The sequence below is a fragment of the Aphanizomenon sp. UHCC 0183 genome, from assembly GCF_009712065.1.
GTDB classification, from domain to species: domain Bacteria; phylum Cyanobacteriota; class Cyanobacteriia; order Cyanobacteriales; family Nostocaceae; genus Dolichospermum; species Dolichospermum heterosporum.
Map to the genome: position 1 here is coordinate 42,414 of NZ_VILC01000013.1, position 21,701 is coordinate 64,114.

The window sequence follows — 21,701 nt, forward strand, 5'->3', positions numbered from 1 at the left end:
AAATTTCATTCTTTCTTCCAACTGACAACTGACCACTAACACAAGTAAGGGTGTACTGGTGTACACCCTAAAAATTCAAAATATGAAAGAGTCAAATTTAACCAGCTACATTAATCAGCAGCATCCATTGCTGCTGCTCCTGTTCCTTCTTCCTCTTCACTCTTGGGCGGTCTTTGTTGGAATCTTCTGCCCATTCTACCTGTGGTGGTCCGTTTACGAAACTTTCTGGCGTAGGCCTGGTTTCGTAGCGCCTTTTCTTTTTTCGGGTTACGGCGCTTTGCCATATTCACCTCATTAATAAACAACAAAAAATTGGCATCTAGGCATTACTTAGGCCATATTAGCTACCGATATTATTGATATACTTTTTTAGCCTAGTGCAGCAATCAATACACTTTAAATAGCATACCATTATATCGCACTAAAAAGTCTAATGTCAACCAGAATTTAGGTTGGTAATTGGTATTGGTCATGAACTTCTGTGATTTTCTGAATTCAATTCAATTTACAATAGGTAGCTCGATTTAATTATACACAAACGAGGCTTGTATAAGCGAAAATTAGTAAGCACAATCTATATTTATACAGGGGTGAATAAACCTAGAACTGAGATATATCAAGAGTTTGAAGGTAAAAAAGGTGAAAGAAGTGCAAGGAATAAGGGTTGAAATTAGCAAAAGCCTATCACTTTACCAGATTTAATACTATTCTTCTCTTCTTCTAATTCTTCCTCCTGACTCCTGACTCCTAGCCCATGACTTACGTCACGCTGCGCTATCACAGACAACTTTTTCAGCAAGCCCTATATAGACACACAATTCCATTCTGCGGGCATTTTACGGCGGAAAGCGTTAAGAATCGCCGTTTCTATCCTTGGACTTGAGACTTTTCAGCAATTTACTAAATATTCAGATTAAATCAGAGAGAAATATCAATATTAGTTTTTACCCAATCAGCAAAATCTACAACTGTCATTTCTTCAGTTAAAAATAGCTGATTTTTATCATCTCGATGTAAGTGAGGAATATATTCATTCGCGTATTCTTTACCAATACGACCATATTTTAGGCGAATGGCTCGAGGATCTGGGCTATTATCAAAACCTGCTTCAACCCAATCACCTCGCAAAACATAATATCTATATTTTCTCAGTTCATCACTGAACAATTCTGTAATCAAAATCCGATATTCTCCATACTGTCCTTCTAAACGCAGGATGGCGCGTTTTGGAGTTGTGTCTATTATATAATTAACCTGCTGAAAATTAACTTTAGCGATTTTTACTATGTCAGTAAAATAGTCTGTAATTTTTGTATCCAATCTTCAACTCCTTGATGACAAAATTCCCAATCAGCTAAATCAATTTCCCATGTTTTACTGACTAAATTTTCTACTTGTTTGATAAAGTCTTCATCTTCATATATTTGCTGACAAAAAGTAGAATAATCTAGCTGATATTTTTCTTGATACTTAATATCTCGTTGACGAAGTTCAGCAATTTTTAAGGCTATCTTATCAAGAGTATATTGTTTAAGAGCCAAATCCATTGATTCTTGTAAATCTCCTAGTGCAGATAAAACTTCAATGTATTCATCTTTAATTGATACTGTCACCATGATTTTTACCTCTTGATAATTACGACATAAACTTACCCGTTGCCAAATAAGTTGTTAGCATTTGTTAGCTTTTTTTGTATTGGTTTTATATAACTAACTTACTACCAAAATCACCGTAACGATGCCTACTAGCAAGGCATCGCGGATTTTAGATTTGCGATTGATCTGTAATCTAAAATCTAAAATCCAACCAGCGATTTAATGGTTTACCGCTGCTGCTTCTCGTGCTGCTGCGGCTTGATCTGGATGAATACCCAAGCGTGTTAGGTTAATTCGACCCTTATTGTCAATTTCTCGCACTTTGACAATCACCTCATCACCAACAGCTACCTCATCTTCAACCTTACCAACGCGATAGTCAGCGAGTTGAGAAATGTGAATCATGCCTTCTTTACCGGGCAAGAACTCCACAAAAGCGCCAATGGGTATAACCCGTGTCACACGACCGATGTAAACATCCCCTTCATGGAGTTTACGAGTCATGCCCTGAACGATATTCCGCGCTCTCTTAGCTCGGTTTTCATCAACTGCGGAAATGGTGACAGTACCATCATCTTGGATGTCAATCTTTGCACCTGTTTCTTCAGTGATACCCTTAATGGTTTTACCACCAGGTCCAATCACCAGACCAATCATGTCAGGATCAATCTTAATTGTTAACAGACGTGGGGCAAAGGGTGAAGTTTCTTCCCTGGGGGTGTCAATAGTCTGGAGCATTTTTTCCAGAATGTGTAACCGGGCAGGTTTGGCTTGGTTGACAGCTTGGGCAATTACTTCTAAAGACAAACCAGATATTTTCATATCCATTTGCAAAGCTGTAATTCCAGTATCTGTACCAGCAACTTTGAAGTCCATGTCACCCAAAAAGTCTTCAATGCCCTGGATATCGGTGAGGATTCGTACTTCGTCCCCTTCCTTAATCAAGCCCATTGCCGCACCGCTCACAGGTTTGGTAATGGGTACACCTGCATCCATGAGGGATAAACTGGAACCACAAACTGAACCCATTGAAGTTGAACCGTTGGAAGAAAGCACTTCCGAAACTACGCGAATTACGTAGGGGAACTTGTCTTTTGGCGGTAATACAGGTAATAATGCCCGTTCTGCTAATGCACCATGTCCGATTTCCCGTCTACCAGGGGCGCGTAATGGTTTGGTTTCGCCGACGGAGAAGGGAGGGAAGTTATAGTGATGCAGGTAACGTTTAGTTTGTTCTAGTTGCAAGTCGTCGTTCAGATTTTGGGCATCTCCAGGAGTACCAAGGGTACACATTGATAGCACCTGAGTCAGTCCCCGGTTAAATAAACCGCTACCATGTACTCTTTTGGGTATAATCCCAACTCGACAAGAGATAGGACGAACTTCATCAAGCTTACGACCATCAACGCGCACGTTATCTTCGACAATTTGACGACGCATGAAGTATTTGGTAATGCTCTTGAAGGTATTACCAAGGGCTTTGGAGTCGGCTGTGGCAGCGATGCGAATGGGGTCTTCTTCTGGTAAGGCTTTGATTTCAGCAGAGATATTATCTTTTACTGCATCTAAAGCAATATCACGATCAGTTTTAGTTAACTCAAATTGCGCCAAGATTTTTTTGATCTCATCACTAGCGCGATCGCGGATATAGTTTTCTAATGTCTTATCTACTTCTGGTGGGGCTTCTTGCACAAGTTTTAGACCTAGTTCATCCAGCAAATCTAACTGAGCTTGAATTAAATCCCGAACCGCTTCGTAGCCAAAATCAATCGCTTCAATAATATCTCGCTCTGGCAATTGATTTGCACCCGCTTCCACCATGATTACCCCATCTGGAGAACCGGCAACGATTAAATCCAAATCTCCCGCTTCAATTTCTGCATAGGTAGGGTTAATAATAAAATCATCACCAACCAAGCCTACTCGCACTGCGGCCATTGGTCCATTAAAAGGAATTTGGGCAATGAGAGTAGCAATTGAAGCGCCTGTGACTGCTAACACATCAGGGGGGACTTGCTCATCCATTGACATAGTTATTGCCACAACTTGCAAATCATCCCGCAACCATGAGGGGAATAAAGGACGAAGTGGACGGTCAATCAGACGACTGGCAAGAATTGCCTTTTCCGGTGGACGACCTTCCCGGCGCATAATCCCCCCTGGAATTCTTCCTGCTGCGTACAATCTTTCTTCGTAATCTACGGTCAGTGGCAAAAAATCAATGCCTTCCCGCGCTGCTGACCTTGTAGCCGTTACTAAAACAGTTGTATCTCCTGATTGTATCAAAACCGACCCACCTGCTTGGGGGGCTAGTAGGCCAACCGTCAGTCGAATATCCCGTCCATCAAAGGATATTGACTTTTCAAATTCTGCCATTCAGTTTTTTTTCCTTCTCTTACGCGATTCTCACTCTGTGGCAATCCTAACATTTATGCAGTCTAGACGGCTTCTGTAATGAACAAACATAAAACAAAATTTTCTCATTTAGCCGTACAACAGGCTTCATATCTGGGTTTGTGATCTCAGTTCTATTTTTGAGAACGATTTAATAATAGTTCATCATTCAATTAAACCGCAAATAACAGTATGATATTTACCTTGTCATTAAAAAGCACAGGAGCAAAAACGCAAAGCAATCCGTATAAATTCTACAAGAGGAACGCGGTAGCGTTGGGAGCTTCGCGTCTTTAGACCGGAGAGTGTCAATTCATCCCCCAAATATCACTTCTAACTCAAGGAGAGCGATATTTATACCCAACACGGCTTAATTATTTGATTCTCCGTGTAGGGGTAAAGCAAAAGCTTAATGGTGTCAACTTAAGCTCAAATCCCTACCACACCTCGTTCCTAGTCTCTGACTAGGAATGCAGTTGATGAGGCTCTGCCTCTAATATCATTGAAGGCAGAGCCTTCTAGAATTCATTCCCAGTCAGAGACTGGGAATGAGATGAATTGAGTTCTTTGCGGGATAGATGTTTTACGTTAAGTTGACACCAATGAATGGGTACTTATTCAGCAAACCCTATGTATGAATTTAGACTTTTCAAACAACCTCTAAATAAATAAACTAGGAGACACTTTAAAATATTCTCCCAAGGCTTTTGCTTGTGCTTTACTAATTGAACGTTTACCGTTGACAACCTCTGAAACCACACCGCTGCTAGAACCAAGAATACGTACTAAGTCAGCTTGACGAATTCCACTAGATTCCATGATATGTAGCAATATTTCATGAGGTGTAGATTCATCCATTGGATAATGTTCTTCCTCATAATCTTCAATTAGTCTGACAAGCAATTTGTGTAAAGCTCGCTCCTCTGGACTACGATTTTTTTTAAAAGTTAGATATTCTGCAACTTTTAACAACCGTTCATAGTCTTCCTCTGTTTCAATTACTTTAGGAGCGATTTCTGCTAGTAATTGACTATAAGTATTTCGGTCAAAAGTAAGGGTCATTTTTCCATTTATTTTTACTATATTCGGCGTGAGTTAGCAAGTATTTGTAGTACACCGTTTGATCTTCATAATCCATTCCTACAATTAAACGATAATCATTACCTTTGATATTAAAAACAGTAAAATTACCAACTGCCTCAGCATCTCGGTAAAATTTCTGAACATCATTTAAACTTTGCCATTCTGATTTTTTAACTGTTTGATGCCAATCTTCTATTTGTTTCCTGATATCAGGGTACTTTGCTGCTTCTTCGCGGAGGGTGCGAATGTGAATTAAGTGCATAATATATTTTGGATTTGAAATAATAGTGGTTGGTGTACATAGCTTAATTCCTTGTTTGTGCTTGGGTATTCTTGTGTTTGTGCTTAGTTATTCTTGTGTTTGTGCTTAGTTATTCTTGTGTTTGTGCTTAGTTATTTTTGTGTTTGTGCTTGCCACCTGCCCTATTCTCTCAAAATGAGAGTAAGTTGTCAAGCCCTAACTTAGAGTTTATGCAAAATCTCTCTAAAACCCTCTTTCCTTCGAGTCCTTCGTTCCTTCGTGGTTCATTTTTCATTTCTCTGTAATTAAAAACTCCACAAAGATAAAAAATCCTTGAGGAGATTGAGAGAGTATTAACAGCTTTTACCGAGCCATAAAGAATTAAGCCATAACGCACCAAATAGTAAATTTACTAATTATCTGGAAGTTGTTTTTTCAAAGCATCTAATAAAGCCCAACGGCTATCAATAGGTGGTTCAGAAACAGCAGTATTTAGAATACCTGGACAATTAAGGTTACATAATTGACGCTGAGGTAACGCTAAACACATTTGCTGATAGAGCCATTCACTGGGATCAAAATGACCATCAGGTGCTAAAGTTTCCAGTAAATCTTCGACAGCAACTTCCATTTCTAAAGGCAAATCTTCCGTTTGATTAGCAGTTTCATCTAACCAAATGACTTCCTGAGTATTCAGAACCAAACGATGGTTATACTGCTGCAAACAGCGGTTGCAAGTACAGGTAACAATTGTTTCTGCCTGAGATGAAACTTCTAAATAATTACCCTGGTGTTTAACCTGGATAACTCCGCGAACGGGTGTCAATGTTTCTAGTCCAGGCAGAAACTCTTGAACTTGAATTTCCTCTGTCCGCTCCGGGGCTTTAGATAGCTGCGGAATAAAAATAGCGTCCATAGGATTTGTGAAATACCATCAAAATTGATCATTGGTAATGGGTAATGGGTAATGGGTAATTGGTAACTGGTAATTGGTAATATTTTTGTCTGTTCCTTGTTTCCTGTTCCCTGTTCCCCGTTCCCTATTACCTAATTATGGTGTGACTGCTTGACGAACAACTAAATGACGATGAGGTTCTTTGCCGCGACTGAAGGTTTCTAAATCCGAAAATTCCTGCAATAAAGTGTGGATTTGTCGGCGTTCTGAGGAACTGAGAGATTGAAGTTCTACCTCTCTTCCAGAAAAACGGACTTCTGCGGCAGCAGTTTCAGCTAAAGTGCGGATTTCGGCTTCTCGTCTTACCCGATAACCATTCAATTCAATTGTGTAAGCTGTCTGATTTTCTTCTGGTTGATTTAAGTTGAGAACGGAATTTGCTAGATACTGAATACTATCTAGCACCGAACCACCAGCACCAATTAAAATCCTAATTTGTTCTGATGTTAAGTTGGTTTGATCTATTGTTAACCAGTAGCTTTCTCCTGTTGGTGTATCTTGTCCTGAAGATGGCTTAGGTTCTAAATTAGCCCATACTTGAGTAGATACACCAGTTAAAAGTAGCAAATTTTGTAGCCATTGTTCACTACTCTGCATAGAAATGTCGCTCATAATCAACCGGTAGCCTTTTTCTTAGAACTTTTGGGTTCAAATGGCAACGCTTTTACTTCGATGGTTTGGGCTTCTTTTTCTTGTGAATCTACGATTTTCTGAATTTCTTCTGGTAGAGGTTCACGGGAGAGGATATATGTTTGGATAGTTTGGAAAACGTTACCAATTACCATATACATAAGTACCCCAGCCGGCAGAGGAAAGAATAGGAACATCCCAGAAAAGATGACAGGGGTAATTTTATTGACTGTATCTTGCTGAGGGTTGCCACCGCTGGAATTTTGCCCAGACAGCATTTGGCTGACATAAAGGCTGATACCAAAGAAGACAATCATCGCCACAATATCCCAATGGACTGTGTTATCGGGATCAATAGCACCTACTCGACCCAAAGCATCAATAAAGAGAAATCCTTTTTCTGCTGCTAGTCCGGGAATTGTGCCTTGAATGGTCACGTCTCCGGGTTCTAGAGCCTCTACATTGCCTTCGGCATCAATTTTCACCCTCTCTGCGCCTTTGGTGACTTTCCAGGTGGGTGTTAACTGAGCTTCTGGGTGTTCCTTGAGAAGCAAATCAAATGGTTTGCCTTCTACGGTTTGATATTGAATCTTAGTTTTTTCTCCCACTGTTAACTTATCGCCTCCCGGTAAGATCGCAGAAATGGGAGTGTGATCACCGTCAGCAATGTAGATATTTTGTGGAGGAGTGGCAAATGCTTGGGGTTGAATGCGCTCAATCTCTTCTTGGGGGAAGATTTGCAGGTTAACGGAATAGTTAACACCAGAAAAAGGCGAACCCCGCAAAGTTGCAAACAGTGCTAGTAATACTGGCATTTGCAACAGTAAAGGTAGACATCCTGCTAAGGGATTACCAAATTCACTTTGGACCTTGAGCATTTCCTCTTGTTGCTTTTGCTGATCATCTTTATAGCGTTCTTTAATTTCTGCCATACGCTTTTGCATCACAGGTTGCACAACTCGCATCCGCCGCATACTGCGGATAGAGCCAGCACTCAGGGGATAGAGTGCAAAGCGGATAATCAATGTTAAGGCTACTATCGCCAACCCATAGCTAGGGACAAAACCATAGAAAAGGTCTATGATTGGCAACATCACGTTGTTCGAGAGAAACCCGATACCAAAATCCATTATTCTGAATTCAACCTGCGGTACTTTGACACTCCCACCCCGGTTGGGAGTGGGATACTCAGTTGATCCTATCCTCTGACTAGAGGCGGTTCTCTTCCAAGCTTTTGCTCTATATTGTAGAGGTTTTTGTTAAGCATTGCTGCGACTATCCACAAGCTATGGAAGTTAAGGATAGCCGCACATGATCTAAAAATGTGAATGTTAACGCTCTGGAAAAATGACCGGGAATTTTAGATTTTAGATTTTAGATTCAAAAAATTTGGTACAAGCCCTGTCCTGAAGGATGGAAAAATACTCGCTGCGCTGCGTACGCTTCGCTAACGTAAATCCCAAATCCAAAATTTTCCAGCTATACACTTTAGGGTGAACTCAATCCAAAATCTAAAATACTCGCTGCGCTGCGTACGCTTCGCTAACGTAAATCCAAAATCAAGTGACTCATTTAGGATTGCTATATTGGGGATTTTTAGCAGCAATTTTTTCATTAATGTAGTCATAGACTCCCCGAAAATTGGGAACAGCCCGCATTTCGATGAGAGTACCATTTTTGAGGGTAACTGCCATATCTCCCCATAGACCGATGGCACGGGGAACTTTGACGACTTTCACCACTTCTGAATAAATTACATCATAGCGATCGCGTCCCATCCAACCACCAGTTACACATATCCTTCGATCTGTGATGCGGAAGCGTAGCCACACTGCTCTGACTATTGCTCCCACAGCTAAGGGTATACCCACCACTGTTAGCCCAATGAGCAGGTTGAAAATCAAATCCCCAATGTGGGGACCACCCTCATAATAAACTTCTTCACGAATACCCATTTAATACCTCAGTTTGTGCCAACAACTGCTCTAATTCTTGCAGAAATTTCTGGGTTTCGCACTCAGATCCTGTTGTTGTTGGTTTCACAATTAATACTAGCCGCCATCCTGGGAGTAATTTAGGCAATAGTTGATGTAATGCTGCTGTTATTTGCCTTTTGATTTTGTTGCGAACAACGGCGCGTTTACTGACTTTTGTACTAATGGCAATACCAATTTTTGTGCTAGGGGGGGCAGTATCCAAAGAAGGTTCTGTCGCAAGAGTAGGTTTTAAAGCTCTCAGTGTGAAATGAGAACTATGTCGCCGAATTCCTTCTCGGAAAACTGCCTGAAAATCCTGACGGGATTTGAGCCGATATGCTTTGGGCAAAGCCACAACAGTTCTTAATTGCTGAATTTTATTACCCTAAACGCTCAGACGATGCCGCCCTTTTCTTCTTCTGGCACTAATCACGTTTCTGCCGTCTGGTGTTCGCATTCTGGCGCGGAATCCAGATGTTCTTTTTCTCTTACGGCAAGTGCCGCCCAGTGTTCTTTGCATACGGTTCTCCTCTTAGGCGATTTTCATAAAAAGTCACAATCTGATATTTTACCACTTTACAGGCAATAAAAACATATTTCTGGATGGAGTTGTCAGTTGTCAGTTGTCAGTTGCCCCTTGCCTTTTTAGTTAATACTGATAATCCACGTACCAAGATAACGCAGTAATGGGACATCACCGGGGGAAAGAACTTGACATTTGAAATAGTAAACTCCCCCAAAAGCTGGATTCTGTACATTGGATAAGACTAACTCGACCTTGCGACCGGCGGGAACTGGTTCTTCAGGAAATATTTGAATCACACCACCTTCTTTATCCCATTTGACTTCAGATAGGGGGACTTTTTTACCTTTAACTATGACTTCAACACTTTTGGGATCGAAAGTTCCCTTGTAATAATCAGGATAAGTAATGGTAAATTGAGCTACTGCTAGTTTCATTTGTTTGGCAGGAACTCTGAGTATATAACGATCTGTGTTGCTGGTTTGTCCGCCAAAATCTAACCGAAAGGGTAACTGATTTTCACTTTTGACCCCACTAAAAAGTGTTAAACCATTCTGGGCTAAAGTTATCGCTGGTAAACCCGCTAATAAGCAGCTAGTCACGGCTAAGGCAGAAAGTAGGCGTTTCATAAATTAGGTTTCCTCTAGTTGGTAGTTTGTAACGAAGTATCAGTATTTGTAACTAAACTTTACTACTATATGTTTGACAATTGACGTTGGTGAAAGATAAAAGTGCCTTTTTAGTGAAAACTTCCATTCCTGAAACTAAGATTATAGGACTTACGCGCAGTACCAACCTGCGATGAGACGAATAAACGAAATTGTGTTGTTTTTGGCTTTGGGAATAAATTATTGAGTAGGTGTTTATCGAGTTTGACGCGGCCAACAAGAGATAAAATCTAGATTACATAGTTTTGTATTGCTAAAGGATAATTTTTATTGCTAATTATAAATATTTTAGTACACAAGTATATTTTAAATAAATAAAACTTTCAGGGTGAGATCTTTTCCAAATATAAAATAATCTGAAGAACAATATACAAAATGTAGATATCGGCATAGGATGTGCGATAACTAATTCTACTTATAGCTATTTTGCCAGGATGATATTTGCATATTGTCAAGTTGAGATTGTGAATAAAGCCCAAGGATAGGAAAAACAAAAAGGTTGAAAGTTCTATCTACAAAGGTAATTCATGGTTAATCATCCCGACAGCTTAATTAATAGTCAAGGGATTTATTTCTAGGAGATTTCATGAAAATAGCAGTTGCGAAAGAAATAGAAGTTTGTGAACGGCGTGTAGCTTTAATTCCTGACACCGTAGCTAAATTAGTCAAACAAGGTTTAGAAGTTTGGGTAGAAGCTGGTGCGGGAGAAAAAGCATTTTTCAGTGATGCTGACTATGAAGCCGCAGGGGCAAAAATTAGCCATGATTCTGCTCAATTATGGAGTGAAGCAGATATTTTACTCAAAGTTAGCCCACCCCAAACTAGAGAAGATGGCCGGACAGAAATTGAATTACTTAAATCTGGTTCTGTATTAATTAGCTTCCTTAATCCTCTGGGAAATCCCGTAATTGCCCAACAATTGGCAAATCGGCAAATTACAGCTTTGAGTATGGAATTAATCCCCCGTACCACCAGAGCGCAAAGCATGGATGCCTTGTCCTCCCAGGCTTCACTGGCAGGCTATAAAGCCGTATTGATTGCGGCGGCGGCATTACCGAAATACTTCCCCATGTTAACCACTGCGGCGGGGACAATTGCTCCCGCCAAAGTATTTATTATGGGGGCAGGAGTGGCAGGATTGCAAGCGATCGCCACCGCAAGACGACTAGGAGCAGTAGTAGAAGCCTTTGACATCCGCCCAGCCGTTAAAGAAGAAGTCCAAAGCTTAGGGGCGAAATTCGTCGAAGTCAAACTCGAAGAAGAAACCGTTGCAGCCGGTGGTTACGCCAAAGAAATTTCAGAAGACAGTAAAAAGCGTACCCAAGAACTAGTAGCCAGCCACGTCAAAAACTCCGATATTGTCATTACCACCGCCCAAGTACCAGGAAGACAAGCCCCCAGACTGGTGACAGAAGAAATGGTAGCGCAAATGAAACCCGGTTCAGTAATAGTAGACTTAGCCGCAGAACAAGGTGGAAACTGCGCTTGTACAGAAGCAGGTAAAGATATTGTTTGGAACGGTGTAACAATCATTGGACCAATTAATTTACCCTCATCCATGCCAGTACACGCCAGCCAACTGTATGCAAAGAACGTTACTTCATTAATGCAACTGTTGATTAAAGACAAAGCCTTAGAAATCAACTTCGGTGACGATATCGTTGACGCTGCTTGTGTTACTCATGATGGAGAAATTAGAAACCAACGAGTAAAGGACGCTTTGCAAACGGTAGCGGTTTAGTTTACATCAATAAAAATCACGGAATAACGAACCACAGAGGCACAGAGTTCACAGAGAAATACGAGTTTGAGAGAGTTCTTGCGTATCCTATCTTTCCTTTGCGCCTTTGCGCCTTTGCGTGAGCCTTATTCTTTAATCCAAAAATCACATGACACAAGCATTACTTCCGGCTTTATTTGTACTCGTCTTAGCCTCTTTTATTGGCTTTGAAGTGATTAACAAAATTCCCCCGACGTTACACACTCCGTTAATGTCCGGTTCAAACGCCATTTCCGGGATTTCGGTAATTGGTGCAATCCTGGCTGCGGGGGAGAGAAACACGAATTTATCAGTCATTCTCGGTTTAATCGCTGTAATTTTGGCAATGGTGAACGTTGTCGGTGGTTTTTTAGTAACTGACAGAATGCTGCAAATGTTTAAAAAAAAGGAAGTTAAAGCATGAGCGACTTTTTACCAACTGGGATTCAGCTAACTTACTTAGTCGCTGCATCATTATTTATTCTCGGTTTGAAAAAACTCGGTTCTCCCGCTAGTGCAAGAAACGGTAATCTTATCGCTGCGGTGGGAATGCTATTAGCAATTGTCGCCACAATGCTAGATCAGCACGTATTAAATTACGAGATGATTTTGGTAGGCTTGGCTATTGGTTCGGTAATTGGCGCTGTGATTGCTTACAAAGTGCAAATGACGGAAATGCCCCAAATGGTGGGTTTACTCAACGGTTTGGGGGGTGCTTCTTCCGCACTTATCGCTGTGGCTGAATTTTGGCGGTTATTAGATAGTTCTCAACCTATCCCCCTCGATGTCAACATATCTATGTTATTGGATGTGTTAATTGGTGGTGTGACTTTAACGGGTAGTTTTCTCGCTTTTGCCAAATTGCAAGGTTTAATTAGCGGTACACCGATTACCTTTCCTTTGCAACAACCTTTTAACATTCTGCTTTTGGGTTCTTATTTAGCTGGAAGTGCCTATTTAATCATGACACCAGATAGCCTCCCTGTATTTTTAGCTGTGGTGGCTGTTTCCTTGGTGTTGGGTGTCATGTTCGTCCTCCCCATTGGTGGGGGTGATATGCCGGTTGTCATCTCCCTGTTAAACTCCCTCTCTGGTGTGGCTGCGGCTGCGGCTGGGTTTGTGGTGATGAACAATATGTTAATCATCGCCGGTGCTTTGGTGGGGGCTTCTGGTCTTATCCTGACGGAAATTATGTGTAAGGCTATGAACCGTTCTTTGTTCAGTGTCTTATTTAGTGCTTTTGGTTCTGTCTCTACTTCTAGTGGTGGTGCGGCTGCTGGTGCTAGTGATCAACCTGTTCGCAGTATTGATGCGGAAGAAGGGGCGATGATGTTGGGTTATGCCCGTTCTGTGGTGATTGTCCCAGGTTACGGTATGGCGGTTGCTCAAGCACAGCATAGCGTCCGGGAGTTGGCTGATCAATTAGAACGCATGGGTGTGGATGTGAAATATGCGATACATCCGGTGGCGGGGAGAATGCCGGGACACATGAATGTATTATTGGCAGAAGCTAATGTGGCCTATACGCAGTTGTATGATATGGAGGATATTAATCCCCAGTTTGAACAGGCTGATGTGGCGTTGGTGATTGGTGCTAATGATGTGGTCAATCCGGCGGCACGTAGTGATAAGAATAGTCCTATTTATGGGATGCCGATTTTGGAGGTTGATCGCGCAAAGCAAACTATTGTGATTAAGCGCGGTATGAGTGCTGGTTTTGCTGGTGTTGATAATGAGTTGTTTTATAAGGCTAAAACGACGATGTTGTTTGGTAGCGCTAAGGATATGGTGGCTAAGTTGGTTAGTGAGGTGAAGCAACTTTAGGTTATAGTATAGGGGTGTAGTTTATTGCTATGCCCTTACTTTGGAACTTTTGGGTAAGACTATTAAAATACTTGCTACTACTTAAACATCTAGCAAGAAGAACAAATAAAATATAAAAAAGTTGCTGGAGATTTGCTGTTGTATAACTTAATTGTCAGGAGATTAATTTGAGCATAATTCTTTGCACTCAACATAAAGGAGGGGCAGGAAAAACTACACTCGCAGTTCATCTAGCAGGTATTCTTGCAACTCAGCTAAACCGTATTCTTCTAATTGATTGCGACACACAAAGAAATGCTTGGTTCTTTTACTTTGGTAGTAAGGCAAATACACCTTTGGAAATGAAAGACTATAATAACAGATTATCAATAATTTGGAATCCAGAGCGTGAACCAATTAAACGAATTGCGGATTATGAAACTTACGATCATATCATTCTTGATATGAGTACACCTTTACCTGAAACTGTCAAAGTTATAGTTGACAATAACCCTGATCTTGTATTTATACCTGTTAGTAGGCATCCTTGGGCAATTGAAGGTTTATCTGACACTTTACCAGTAATTTCACAATTAGAGGAATTTGCTGGCTTTAGTCCTGAAGTAATTATTGTACCTCTAGGTTCATCTAAACAAACTATCAATAGAAAATTGGAAATTATTTCCAGATTGCCCAGTAGTTATAAGGTTGCCAATCGTATGAAGGATTTAAACAAGGAAGTAGATAAAGCATTAAATGAGAGAGAATTTGTTTGGAATTATCCAGGGTTGGAAAATCTCAATAGTTATTTTGGCTCTCTTCTAAGTTGATTGATTGATTGATAATTTAGCTAGGAGATTCTGATGACACCAAAATTTCAACAAGAAAAACAAGCTATAGAAAATACATCCGTAGATTATCTAATTTCTTCTGGCTTAGATAAGCGTGATTCTGGTCTAAATGAGTCATCTTTAAAAGTTTATCTATCCGAATCTCAAGAAAAGAAGGTTGAAGAATATTGTAAGATATTTGGTGTGTCTGTGCGAACAATGCTAAACTCTTGTATAAACTACATCATTTTTTTATCTGAAAAAAAAGGTGTTGAAGTTAAGGATTTACAATATTATCCTGAAAGTTTAGGGTCTAGTATTCATAAACTTATACTTAATGCTGAAACATTAAACAAACTTAATAAATTAGGTGTGAAAGAGGTAGAAGAAGCAAGCAAATATGCTGTTGCTGGGATTGAAGTTTTATATGACAAGAATTTAAATATTAGTCAAGAAAATGTTTAGTCTTGAGGAAAAATAAAAGTGTATAGCGATCCGACAACCTACTACCTGATAAAAGGTATTCTTGAAGCTGAAAACGATTCTAAGCAGAAGCTTGGACAGAGATTTGCAGATTGTCTTCAACTAACACCAGGTCCAGGAGGATCAGACGACGGTATTGATGGTTCAACTTTCTTTGAAGGTAAAAAAATTCACTTTCAATCTAAATTAAGCAGAAAACCTTTAGATAAAGATGAAGCGCGAAAATATTACTCAGATATCAAATATCATAGAGCAGATGTAAGCATTATGTTGTCTGGAGTTGGGTATAAAGATACATTTACAGATCGCCTTTATGGACATCCAGATATTGGGCTAATTAGGATTCATTTATTAACGCTACAGGATTTATTTGAAAAAACGGAAGCGTTTTACAATGCTTTGAAAGACCTTCCACCTCTTGAAAAACTAGAAGGTATTGTAAAATCATAGGATAAGACTACTATGTTGTTTGGTAGTGCTAAGGATATGGTGGCTAAGTTGGTTAGTGAGGTGAAGCAACTTTAGGTTAATTTTAGGGGTGTAGTTTGTTGACTATGCCCTTTTTTCTCACGCAGAGGCGCAGAGACACAGAGAGGTTTGTTTAGCGCAAAGACGCTAAGGAGCAAAGGCGCAAAGATGAAGAGAGTTTATTTACTTTAATTTGGATAATTTACAGCGATTTCCAATCATATAAGGTACATCTTAGCCCCCTCATCGCTTGCGGGGAGGGGGTTGGGGGTGGGGTTCTTGTTCCGGGTTTGATGACAATTTGCTGTAGGAAAATTCTCAGGAAGTCCAATTCCATCGTAAAAATACGATTGATCAGAAATTTGCTTCTCCATATTATTAAAACAATCTTGAATTACAGCATCTTGATCATCACTATATAATTCTCCTATTTGTTGAGCAACTTCATAAGTAATTGCTTTTTCTTGAATCCAGGAGGGTATTGCCCAATCATCAAATCCATCTTCTTTAGCTTTTATATAAGCCGCATATAGATTTGGCATTTCCTCTCTATGTTTTTCTAGGTAATCAAATGTAGGACACCATAAAGTAATAAGTTCAGTATTAAAATATCTCTGAAATGGAGGTTCATAATCATCATAGGATTTTGAACAATCCAAATCTTGCCACCAGAGTACATGACTTATTATATAAAAAGTTTCATTTTCCTCACTTTCATATTGATCATCATCATCCTCATCCTCCGTTTTCGGTTTAACTACTCCTTCAGGTTTCATCCAAATTGATGAACAATAATAGTTACACATCTCACCTGGATTGACAGCCTCAAAACAAATTAATGCTCCTGTATATTCCTCACATAATCTTGCAAATAAAAGTGAGTCATAAGTATCAAAAAAACCCTCTTCCCACTCTATACCATAACGCCCATAAGCATCTGAATCGAAAAAAATAGAATTGCCTTTTATTTCTATGTTATGAACCCCTGTTGTTTCCCCCTCATTTGTAATTTGCAAAATTAACTCTTTGACTTTTTCCGGTTCAGTTGTGACAACTTCCGCTTTAGACCACCAACCTACACCCATATTAACTCCTGATTATTTTTCTTTAATTGGAAATACTAGAACATTTATACTATAGTCGTTTTTACTTGTCAAGTGTCATGATCTAGGTAATATCAAATGGTTATAATAAGTTTTTTTGCTTGACACTATAGTTTACTTGTACTACAATATATTTTACTTGTCAAATATCTTTATCTCAGGAGTATTACATAATTATGGACAGTCAACAATTATTAAATGATGAACTTTTAGAAAAAAGAATTGAGAAATTTTATGGATATGGTAATTATGAAGGAAAATATTGGTTTATTGGTATGGAAGAAGCAGGAGGAGAAAATTTTGATAACATTAATTTGAGAATCAATACATGGGCTAATAGAAAACATAAAGAAATAGATGATGTAGCAGAATACCATGAAGATATGGAATGCTGGGGTGGGAAAATACAAAATACATGGAAGGGATTAATTCGTATTACATTAAGTGCTAATGGACAAGATAATATTGATGCAAAAGATGTTCATAAATATCAACTAGACGAATTAGGTAGGAGAGATAAGGAAACTTGTTTATTAGAATTATTGCCTTTACCTTCACCATCTATTGATGATTGGATATATGCTAAACATTCTCAACTCCCTTTTTTATCTGATAGAGAAATTTATAGAAATTATTGTATTGAGAAACGAATTAATCATATTAGTCAAAGAATCAAAGAACATAAACCTAAAGCCGTTGTTTTCTACGGTATGGGATATGAATATTATTGGCGAAAAATAGCAGATATTGAGTTTACAAAAATTGAGGTTGCAAAAACAGAAGATTCAAAAAAACACTATTTCTTTATTGGTAAAAATAATCAGACTGTATTTGTCATGGCTAAACATTCTGTGGCTTTTGGTGTAACCAGTGACTACTTTCATTATATTGGTAAATCAATTACTGCTAAACTAGCGGAATAATACTTTTAGCTCTCTCTTCTCTTCTTTCTTCGTGTTCTTCGTGGTTCGTTAAAAAAGGATGTTGGGGAGTTGAGGGGATGCGATCGCTATTTGAGAAGTTGGAGGGAGTGCGATAGCGAAGCGCTCCGTAGGAATCGCTGTTTGGGAAGTTGAGGGAGTGCGATAGCGAAGCGCTCCGTAGGAATCGCTGTTTGGGCGTTGAAGGGGTGCGATAGCGAAGCGCTCCGTAGGAATCGCTGTTTGGGAAGTTGGAGGGGTGCGATAGCGAAGCGCTGCTGCAAGCAGTTCGCTTTTGGGGAGTTGAGGAGGTGCGATAGCGAAGCGCTCCGTAGGAATCGCTGTTTGGGAAGTTGAAGGGAGTGCGATAGCGAAGCGCTGCTGCAAGCAGTTCGCTGTTTGGGGAGTTTGAAGGGTGCGATCGTTGTTTGGGGAGTTGAGGGGGTGCGATCGCTCTACCAAAACCATAAAAACCTCAATCAGATATTGACAATTAACAAATCAGAAGATAATATAAAGGCAGGCATAGCCTGGGGGTAGTCGTATGACTGCCGCATCATAAACCGCTTACGTAGCGGTTTTGTTGTTTTTATGGGCTATCAAAGCAATAATACTTAATTCCTAAAGTAGTAACTTGATCCTGTTGTAACCTACAATCCAAGTAAATTAGCATTTTTAAGGGCTAGAAATGCTTGATTATCAGGACTATCTTTACTACGCACAACTGGATACAAACATAAATCAGCAATTTGCATAACACAACTAGCTTTTGTTTTGCTGTCTATTCCTCTTAATAATTTTGATAAATCATCAGCAGATAAAGGTGAATATTTATCAGATGTCGTAATATTAAAAGGTTGACCTTTAGCTCTTAAATCGTAAAAATATTGTTTTAGCAGATTATCTTCATTTTTACCTGCTGCTTCAAAATAAACCATTAAACTACCATTATTAATAGCTGCATATTTAGCACTACGTTCTATTAAAATAGAAAACGCACTTTTCATCATTTCCCAAGTATTTTCACCATACTTTTCTAAGTAACGATTGAGATATCCTTGACGAGAGATAACACAAGCATGAACAAGTATAGGACAACTAATTATAGTTTGTGTCAAATCTTCCAAAAATTGCTGCTGTTCAACCTTAGATAATTTACCTAACCAAGCAAATCCTTTTTTCTTAGAGCGTATTTCGTTACCATGTAAAGGTTGTTCTTGACTAATATTCCAACGATTTTTAAAATCTAGTACCAATTGATTAATAATTTGTTCATCACTTCTTTTAATTAAAACTCCACCCATAGCAAAAACAGGACATTCATCTTTAGGATTTGGTTTTGCACTACCAGATTCATCAATATATATAGCAAATTCAATATTATCTTGTTGATTCATTTTCTAATTTTGTTAAATTTAATAAATTTCCTAATAGTATTACATAATTTAACGGCAAAAAGGGATACTTGACTAGAAAATATAAAATTCGCTTTCTCTTCTTCTATTCCTTCGTGTTCTTCGCTTCTTCGTGGTTCGTTAAAAAAGGATGTTGGGAAGTTGGAGGGGTGCGATCGCTCTTTCTCTGTGTTCTCTGTGTCTCTGTGGTTCGTTAAAAAAGGATATTGGGAAGTTGAGGGGGTGCGATAGCGAAGCGCTGCTGCAAGCAGTTCGCTGTTTGGGGAGTTGAGGGGGTGCGATCGCTCTTACTCTGTGTTCTCTGTAACTCTGTGGTTCGTTAAAAAAGAGATTTTGGGGAAAGAGAGCGATTCTTGCGGAGCAGTTTGCGATAGCGAAGCGCTGCTGCAAGCAGTTCGCTCAAGTTAAACCCCAAAACCCAAAACCACATCCAAAGCAGTATGAATTTCTTCCCAATATTCAACTTCTAAAATCCCCACCAACCCTAAAACCCGACGATAATCAACAGAACGAATTTGAGCAACATCAATAAAACGATCTTTATCTAATCCATTAGTTGCTGTTGCTTTGACATTGACAATATAGGGAGCTTGCTTACTTCCTGGTCGAAATGGCATCACAATTGTTAATAATCCATATTGATTCATAATATCATTTTGAACTATCAAACAAGCACGGATTTTTTGTGCTTCTGCTCCCACCGTTGGATCAAGATTTACCCAGCGAATTTCACCCCGTTTATAAGTTAAATTACCCTCTGGCATTAATACCATCTCCAGCTACATTATCCCAATCAGAAATCTCATTTTGATATTCTAAATCTTTGGCATCTTTTTGGAGAGCAGCTATTATTTCTGCTTCTAAAATTTTGCGTCTTTGTTCTGCTAATAGTGCATTGATATAGCCACTACGATTACCTTTTGCTTGTTGATCAATAAATCTCAGAATGTCTTCTTCTAAAGTAATTGTGACTTTCATCATTATGTATGACTCATTCATCTTACCAATTAATCATACCACTTTTTTGACATTGCGTGAGGTAAAAAGAGATTTTGAGGGGTTGAGATCGCTGTTTGGGAGTTGAAGGGTGCGATAGCGAAGCGCTGCTGCAAGCAGTTCGCTATTTGGGGGGTTGAAGGGGTGCGATAGCGAAGCACTGCTGCAAGCAGTTCGCTTTTGGGAGGTTGGAGGGAGTGCGATAGCGAAGCGCTGCTGCAAGCAGTTCGCTTTTGGGAGTTGAGGGTGCGATAGCGAAGCGCGACCTAGGAATCGCTTTTTGGGGGATGTGGGGATGCGATCGCATAGCTGATGACTATAGCTATTCTTCTTCTGCTAAAATCTGTGAAATATCCCGTGCAGAATGAATTAACCGAACAATTTCAATATATTCATCCCCTTCTAAATAAAAAATTAGATGCTTTTCAAATCCTCTAACTCCCCACTTCCGCAAACCAACTAAACGCGGATTTTTAACATTATAAACACTACCAATACCAGGTAGTCGTGCTAATTGTGAAAAAGTCTGCCTCGTAGCATCAAAAAAACTCAATGCTGCATCAAAATTACTGTCAGCAATATAAGCAAACTGTTCATCAAGGTCAACACTAGCCTTTGGTCTAATTACAATTCGTCTAGTCATTGCTATTAATTGCGGAGTCTCTCCAGAAGCTGAGTGCGTTTTTGTTGCCACCACTCATCCGTAATTTCAATCGCTTCACCACTATCTAAGCCTTCTAATAGCAATGTTTCTAGTCGTGCTTGTGCCACTTTTTCTAAATCTTGACGAATCAAATGTCGAATATATTCGCTTGTGGTACTGTAGCCACATTTTGCAACCTGTTCATTGATAAAGTCCCGCATGGAATCGGGAAGAGAAATATTTACTGTAGTCATAGCTAATAAGTCTTTATATTTCTGATTCTTTAATTATGGCAAATATTGTCAATTTTTGTCAAATGTTTTGTAGGGATGTGGGTGCGTAAGCGTTGCGCGACCTAGGAATCGCTGTTTGGGAGTTGAGGGGGTGCGATCTCTCTTTCTCTGTGTCCTCTGTGTCTCTGTGGTTCTTTAAAAAAGGATGTTTGGGGAGTTGAGGGAGTGCGATCGCTCCACTATTGCTCAAAAACTTAAATTTTGTACAATTTGCAAAAAACAGACAAATAATCTATAATGTCATGTAATCCTATAAATTTTGTGAGGCGCTATGTCTGTCATCAGTGCAAGTGAAGCGCGTGCTAATTTTCCCGATATCATGAACCGTGCGGAATATCGTGGAGAAAGAATTTTAATTCAGCGTCATGGTAAAGCTGCGGTAGCGATAATTAGTATTGAAGATTTAAAACTATTAGAAGCAATGGAAGATGCAATTGATTCTGCTAAATTGAGACGTGCAATTGAAGAAAATGAAGGATTTACCACCATAGAAGAAATCATCGCCAAATATCCCAATGAGTGAACGTTATACATTGAGGATTGCTAGAACTGCGGAAAAAGACTTATTAGACTTACAAGCAAAACAATATAAGCAAGTTGTATCAAAAATACTCTCACTTCAAGGTAATCCTCGTCCTCAAGACTATGCAGCTTTAAAAGGTTATCAAGGTGGTTATCGTATTGATCAGGGTGAATACAGAATTTTGTACACCATTGATGATGATAATAAATTAGTTGATGTTTTTCGGGTTGGTAAACGTAATGATGATGAAGTTTATAAAAACTTGTAACTTTGTCAAGCGATTCCTAGGTCGCGCTTCGCTATCGCTGTTTGGGGAAGTTGGAGGGAGTGCGATAGCGAAGCGCTGCTGCAAGCAGTTCGCTGTTTGGGGAGTTGAGGGAGTGCGATCGCTAGGTATCGC

At 39.5% G+C, this 21,701-nt stretch carries 29 protein-coding genes; 9 read left to right on the forward strand and 20 right to left on the reverse strand.

All coding sequences use genetic code 11. The features are described 5' to 3' along the window. Positions 1–110 precede the first annotated feature (110 nt). From FJR37_RS06570 to FJR37_RS06630, 13 genes are all read right to left on the reverse strand, one after another. Positions 111–284, reverse strand: a complete 174-nt coding sequence (locus tag FJR37_RS06570) for a hypothetical protein (RefSeq protein ID WP_168465616.1) — start codon at positions 282–284, stop codon at positions 111–113. A 634-nt stretch (positions 285–918) separates the two neighbouring features. Next, the gene (locus FJR37_RS06575) at positions 919–1,320 is read right to left on the reverse strand and encodes a hypothetical protein (RefSeq protein WP_027401342.1); all 402 of its coding nucleotides are present in this window, start codon (positions 1,318–1,320) and stop codon (positions 919–921) included. Beyond that, positions 1,284–1,616, reverse strand: coding sequence for a hypothetical protein (locus tag FJR37_RS06580; RefSeq protein ID WP_027401341.1), 333 nt, complete (start codon positions 1,614–1,616; stop codon positions 1,284–1,286). Before FJR37_RS06580 ends, FJR37_RS06575 begins: the two co-directional genes overlap by 37 nt. A 198-nt stretch (positions 1,617–1,814) precedes the next feature. Continuing rightward, positions 1,815–3,971 (reverse strand): polyribonucleotide nucleotidyltransferase, encoded by a 2,157-nt coding sequence (locus FJR37_RS06585; RefSeq protein ID WP_053538770.1) that lies wholly within the window; start codon positions 3,969–3,971, stop codon positions 1,815–1,817. Positions 3,972–4,649: 678 nt separating this feature from the next. Then, entirely contained in the window at positions 4,650–5,051 is a 402-nt protein-coding gene (locus tag FJR37_RS06590) for a type II toxin-antitoxin system HigA family antitoxin (protein ID WP_039199524.1), read from the reverse strand. Further along, positions 5,035–5,334, reverse strand: a complete 300-nt coding sequence (locus FJR37_RS06595) for a type II toxin-antitoxin system HigB family toxin (RefSeq protein WP_027401338.1) — start codon at positions 5,332–5,334, stop codon at positions 5,035–5,037. Before FJR37_RS06595 ends, FJR37_RS06590 begins: the two co-directional genes overlap by 17 nt. Before the next feature lie 391 nt (positions 5,335–5,725). Then, positions 5,726–6,229, reverse strand: a complete 504-nt coding sequence (locus FJR37_RS06600) for a DUF177 domain-containing protein (protein ID WP_168465617.1) — start codon at positions 6,227–6,229, stop codon at positions 5,726–5,728. A gap of 135 nt (positions 6,230–6,364) precedes the next feature. Further along, positions 6,365–6,880 (reverse strand): R3H domain-containing nucleic acid-binding protein, encoded by a 516-nt coding sequence (locus FJR37_RS06605; RefSeq protein ID WP_039199520.1) that lies wholly within the window; start codon positions 6,878–6,880, stop codon positions 6,365–6,367. A 2-nt stretch (positions 6,881–6,882) separates the two neighbouring features. Beyond that, positions 6,883–8,028, reverse strand: a complete 1,146-nt coding sequence (yidC, locus tag FJR37_RS06610; protein ID WP_027401335.1) for a membrane protein insertase YidC — start codon at positions 8,026–8,028, stop codon at positions 6,883–6,885. A 438-nt stretch (positions 8,029–8,466) separates the two neighbouring features. Then, positions 8,467–8,853 (reverse strand): PH domain-containing protein, encoded by a 387-nt coding sequence (locus FJR37_RS06615; protein WP_039199518.1) that lies wholly within the window; start codon positions 8,851–8,853, stop codon positions 8,467–8,469. Next, positions 8,840–9,229 carry a ribonuclease P protein component gene (rnpA, locus tag FJR37_RS06620; RefSeq protein ID WP_039199516.1) on the reverse strand — a complete coding sequence of 130 codons (390 nt, stop codon included), beginning with the start codon at positions 9,227–9,229 and terminating at the stop codon, positions 8,840–8,842. The genes FJR37_RS06615 and rnpA overlap by 14 nt, the downstream gene beginning before the upstream one ends. Before the next feature lie 30 nt (positions 9,230–9,259). Then, positions 9,260–9,394 (reverse strand): 50S ribosomal protein L34, encoded by a 135-nt coding sequence (gene rpmH, locus FJR37_RS06625; RefSeq protein WP_015209090.1) that lies wholly within the window; start codon positions 9,392–9,394, stop codon positions 9,260–9,262. A gap of 125 nt (positions 9,395–9,519) precedes the next feature. Next, positions 9,520–10,026: a DUF2808 domain-containing protein gene (locus FJR37_RS06630; RefSeq protein ID WP_027401332.1), complete on the reverse strand. Its 507-nt coding sequence runs from the start codon at positions 10,024–10,026 to the stop codon at positions 9,520–9,522. A 625-nt stretch (positions 10,027–10,651) separates the two neighbouring features. Between FJR37_RS06630 and FJR37_RS06635 the strand changes: the two genes are divergently transcribed. The 6 genes from FJR37_RS06635 to FJR37_RS06660 all read left to right on the forward strand — a co-directional run bounded on the left by FJR37_RS06635 (position 10,652) and on the right by FJR37_RS06660 (position 15,390). Next, entirely contained in the window at positions 10,652–11,806 is a 1,155-nt protein-coding gene (locus FJR37_RS06635) for a Re/Si-specific NAD(P)(+) transhydrogenase subunit alpha (protein WP_039199513.1), read from the forward strand. A 148-nt stretch (positions 11,807–11,954) separates the two neighbouring features. Further along, positions 11,955–12,248: an NAD(P) transhydrogenase subunit alpha gene (locus FJR37_RS06640; protein ID WP_039199511.1), complete on the forward strand. Its 294-nt coding sequence runs from the start codon at positions 11,955–11,957 to the stop codon at positions 12,246–12,248. After that, entirely contained in the window at positions 12,245–13,648 is a 1,404-nt protein-coding gene (locus tag FJR37_RS06645) for an NAD(P)(+) transhydrogenase (Re/Si-specific) subunit beta (RefSeq protein WP_039199509.1), read from the forward strand. Before FJR37_RS06640 ends, FJR37_RS06645 begins: the two co-directional genes overlap by 4 nt. 167 nt (positions 13,649–13,815) lie before the next feature. Then, complete coding sequence (locus FJR37_RS06650) at positions 13,816–14,457, forward strand: ParA family protein (protein WP_160289893.1); 642 nt, start codon at positions 13,816–13,818, stop codon at positions 14,455–14,457. Between the two features lie 33 nt (positions 14,458–14,490). Continuing rightward, on the forward strand, positions 14,491–14,922 hold the full coding sequence (locus FJR37_RS06655; RefSeq protein ID WP_039199507.1) for a hypothetical protein: 432 nt from the start codon (positions 14,491–14,493) through the stop codon (positions 14,920–14,922). Between the two features lie 18 nt (positions 14,923–14,940). Continuing rightward, a complete protein-coding gene (locus FJR37_RS06660; RefSeq protein ID WP_052149729.1) occupies positions 14,941–15,390 on the forward strand; it encodes a hypothetical protein in 450 nt (149 codons plus the stop codon). Positions 15,391–15,626: 236 nt separating this feature from the next. Here FJR37_RS06660 and FJR37_RS06670 read toward each other — a convergent pair whose 3' ends face one another. Beyond that, positions 15,627–16,493 (reverse strand): hypothetical protein, encoded by an 867-nt coding sequence (locus tag FJR37_RS06670; protein WP_039199504.1) that lies wholly within the window; start codon positions 16,491–16,493, stop codon positions 15,627–15,629. Between the two features lie 194 nt (positions 16,494–16,687). Here FJR37_RS06670 and FJR37_RS06675 point away from each other — a divergent pair, with 194 nt between their 5' ends. Then, a complete protein-coding gene (locus FJR37_RS06675; RefSeq protein WP_039199502.1) occupies positions 16,688–17,434 on the forward strand; it encodes a hypothetical protein in 747 nt (248 codons plus the stop codon). A gap of 48 nt (positions 17,435–17,482) precedes the next feature. Here the strand turns inward: FJR37_RS06675 and FJR37_RS06680 are convergent, their stop codons facing one another. From FJR37_RS06680 to FJR37_RS06705, 6 genes are all read right to left on the reverse strand, one after another. Then, a complete protein-coding gene (locus tag FJR37_RS06680) occupies positions 17,483–17,899 on the reverse strand; it encodes a hypothetical protein (protein WP_168465618.1) in 417 nt (138 codons plus the stop codon). A gap of 182 nt (positions 17,900–18,081) precedes the next feature. Then, the gene (locus tag FJR37_RS06685; protein ID WP_235335025.1) at positions 18,082–18,828 is read right to left on the reverse strand and encodes a DUF3800 domain-containing protein; all 747 of its coding nucleotides are present in this window, start codon (positions 18,826–18,828) and stop codon (positions 18,082–18,084) included. A gap of 422 nt (positions 18,829–19,250) precedes the next feature. After that, a complete protein-coding gene (locus FJR37_RS06690) occupies positions 19,251–19,610 on the reverse strand; it encodes a type II toxin-antitoxin system PemK/MazF family toxin (RefSeq protein ID WP_168465619.1) in 360 nt (119 codons plus the stop codon). Beyond that, positions 19,597–19,827 (reverse strand): CopG family transcriptional regulator, encoded by a 231-nt coding sequence (locus tag FJR37_RS06695; protein WP_168465620.1) that lies wholly within the window; start codon positions 19,825–19,827, stop codon positions 19,597–19,599. The genes FJR37_RS06690 and FJR37_RS06695 overlap by 14 nt, the downstream gene beginning before the upstream one ends. A 337-nt stretch (positions 19,828–20,164) precedes the next feature. Further along, entirely contained in the window at positions 20,165–20,485 is a 321-nt protein-coding gene (locus FJR37_RS06700) for a type II toxin-antitoxin system RelE/ParE family toxin (RefSeq protein ID WP_039203371.1), read from the reverse strand. Positions 20,486–20,490: 5 nt separating this feature from the next. Then, positions 20,491–20,739, reverse strand: a complete 249-nt coding sequence (locus FJR37_RS06705) for a type II toxin-antitoxin system ParD family antitoxin (RefSeq protein ID WP_039203369.1) — start codon at positions 20,737–20,739, stop codon at positions 20,491–20,493. Between the two features lie 310 nt (positions 20,740–21,049). Between FJR37_RS06705 and FJR37_RS06710 the strand changes: the two genes are divergently transcribed. Then, entirely contained in the window at positions 21,050–21,301 is a 252-nt protein-coding gene (locus FJR37_RS06710) for a type II toxin-antitoxin system Phd/YefM family antitoxin (protein ID WP_039203368.1), read from the forward strand. Continuing rightward, complete coding sequence (locus tag FJR37_RS06715) at positions 21,294–21,569, forward strand: type II toxin-antitoxin system RelE/ParE family toxin (RefSeq protein ID WP_039203366.1); 276 nt, start codon at positions 21,294–21,296, stop codon at positions 21,567–21,569. Before FJR37_RS06710 ends, FJR37_RS06715 begins: the two co-directional genes overlap by 8 nt. Positions 21,570–21,701: the final 132 nt, after the last annotated feature.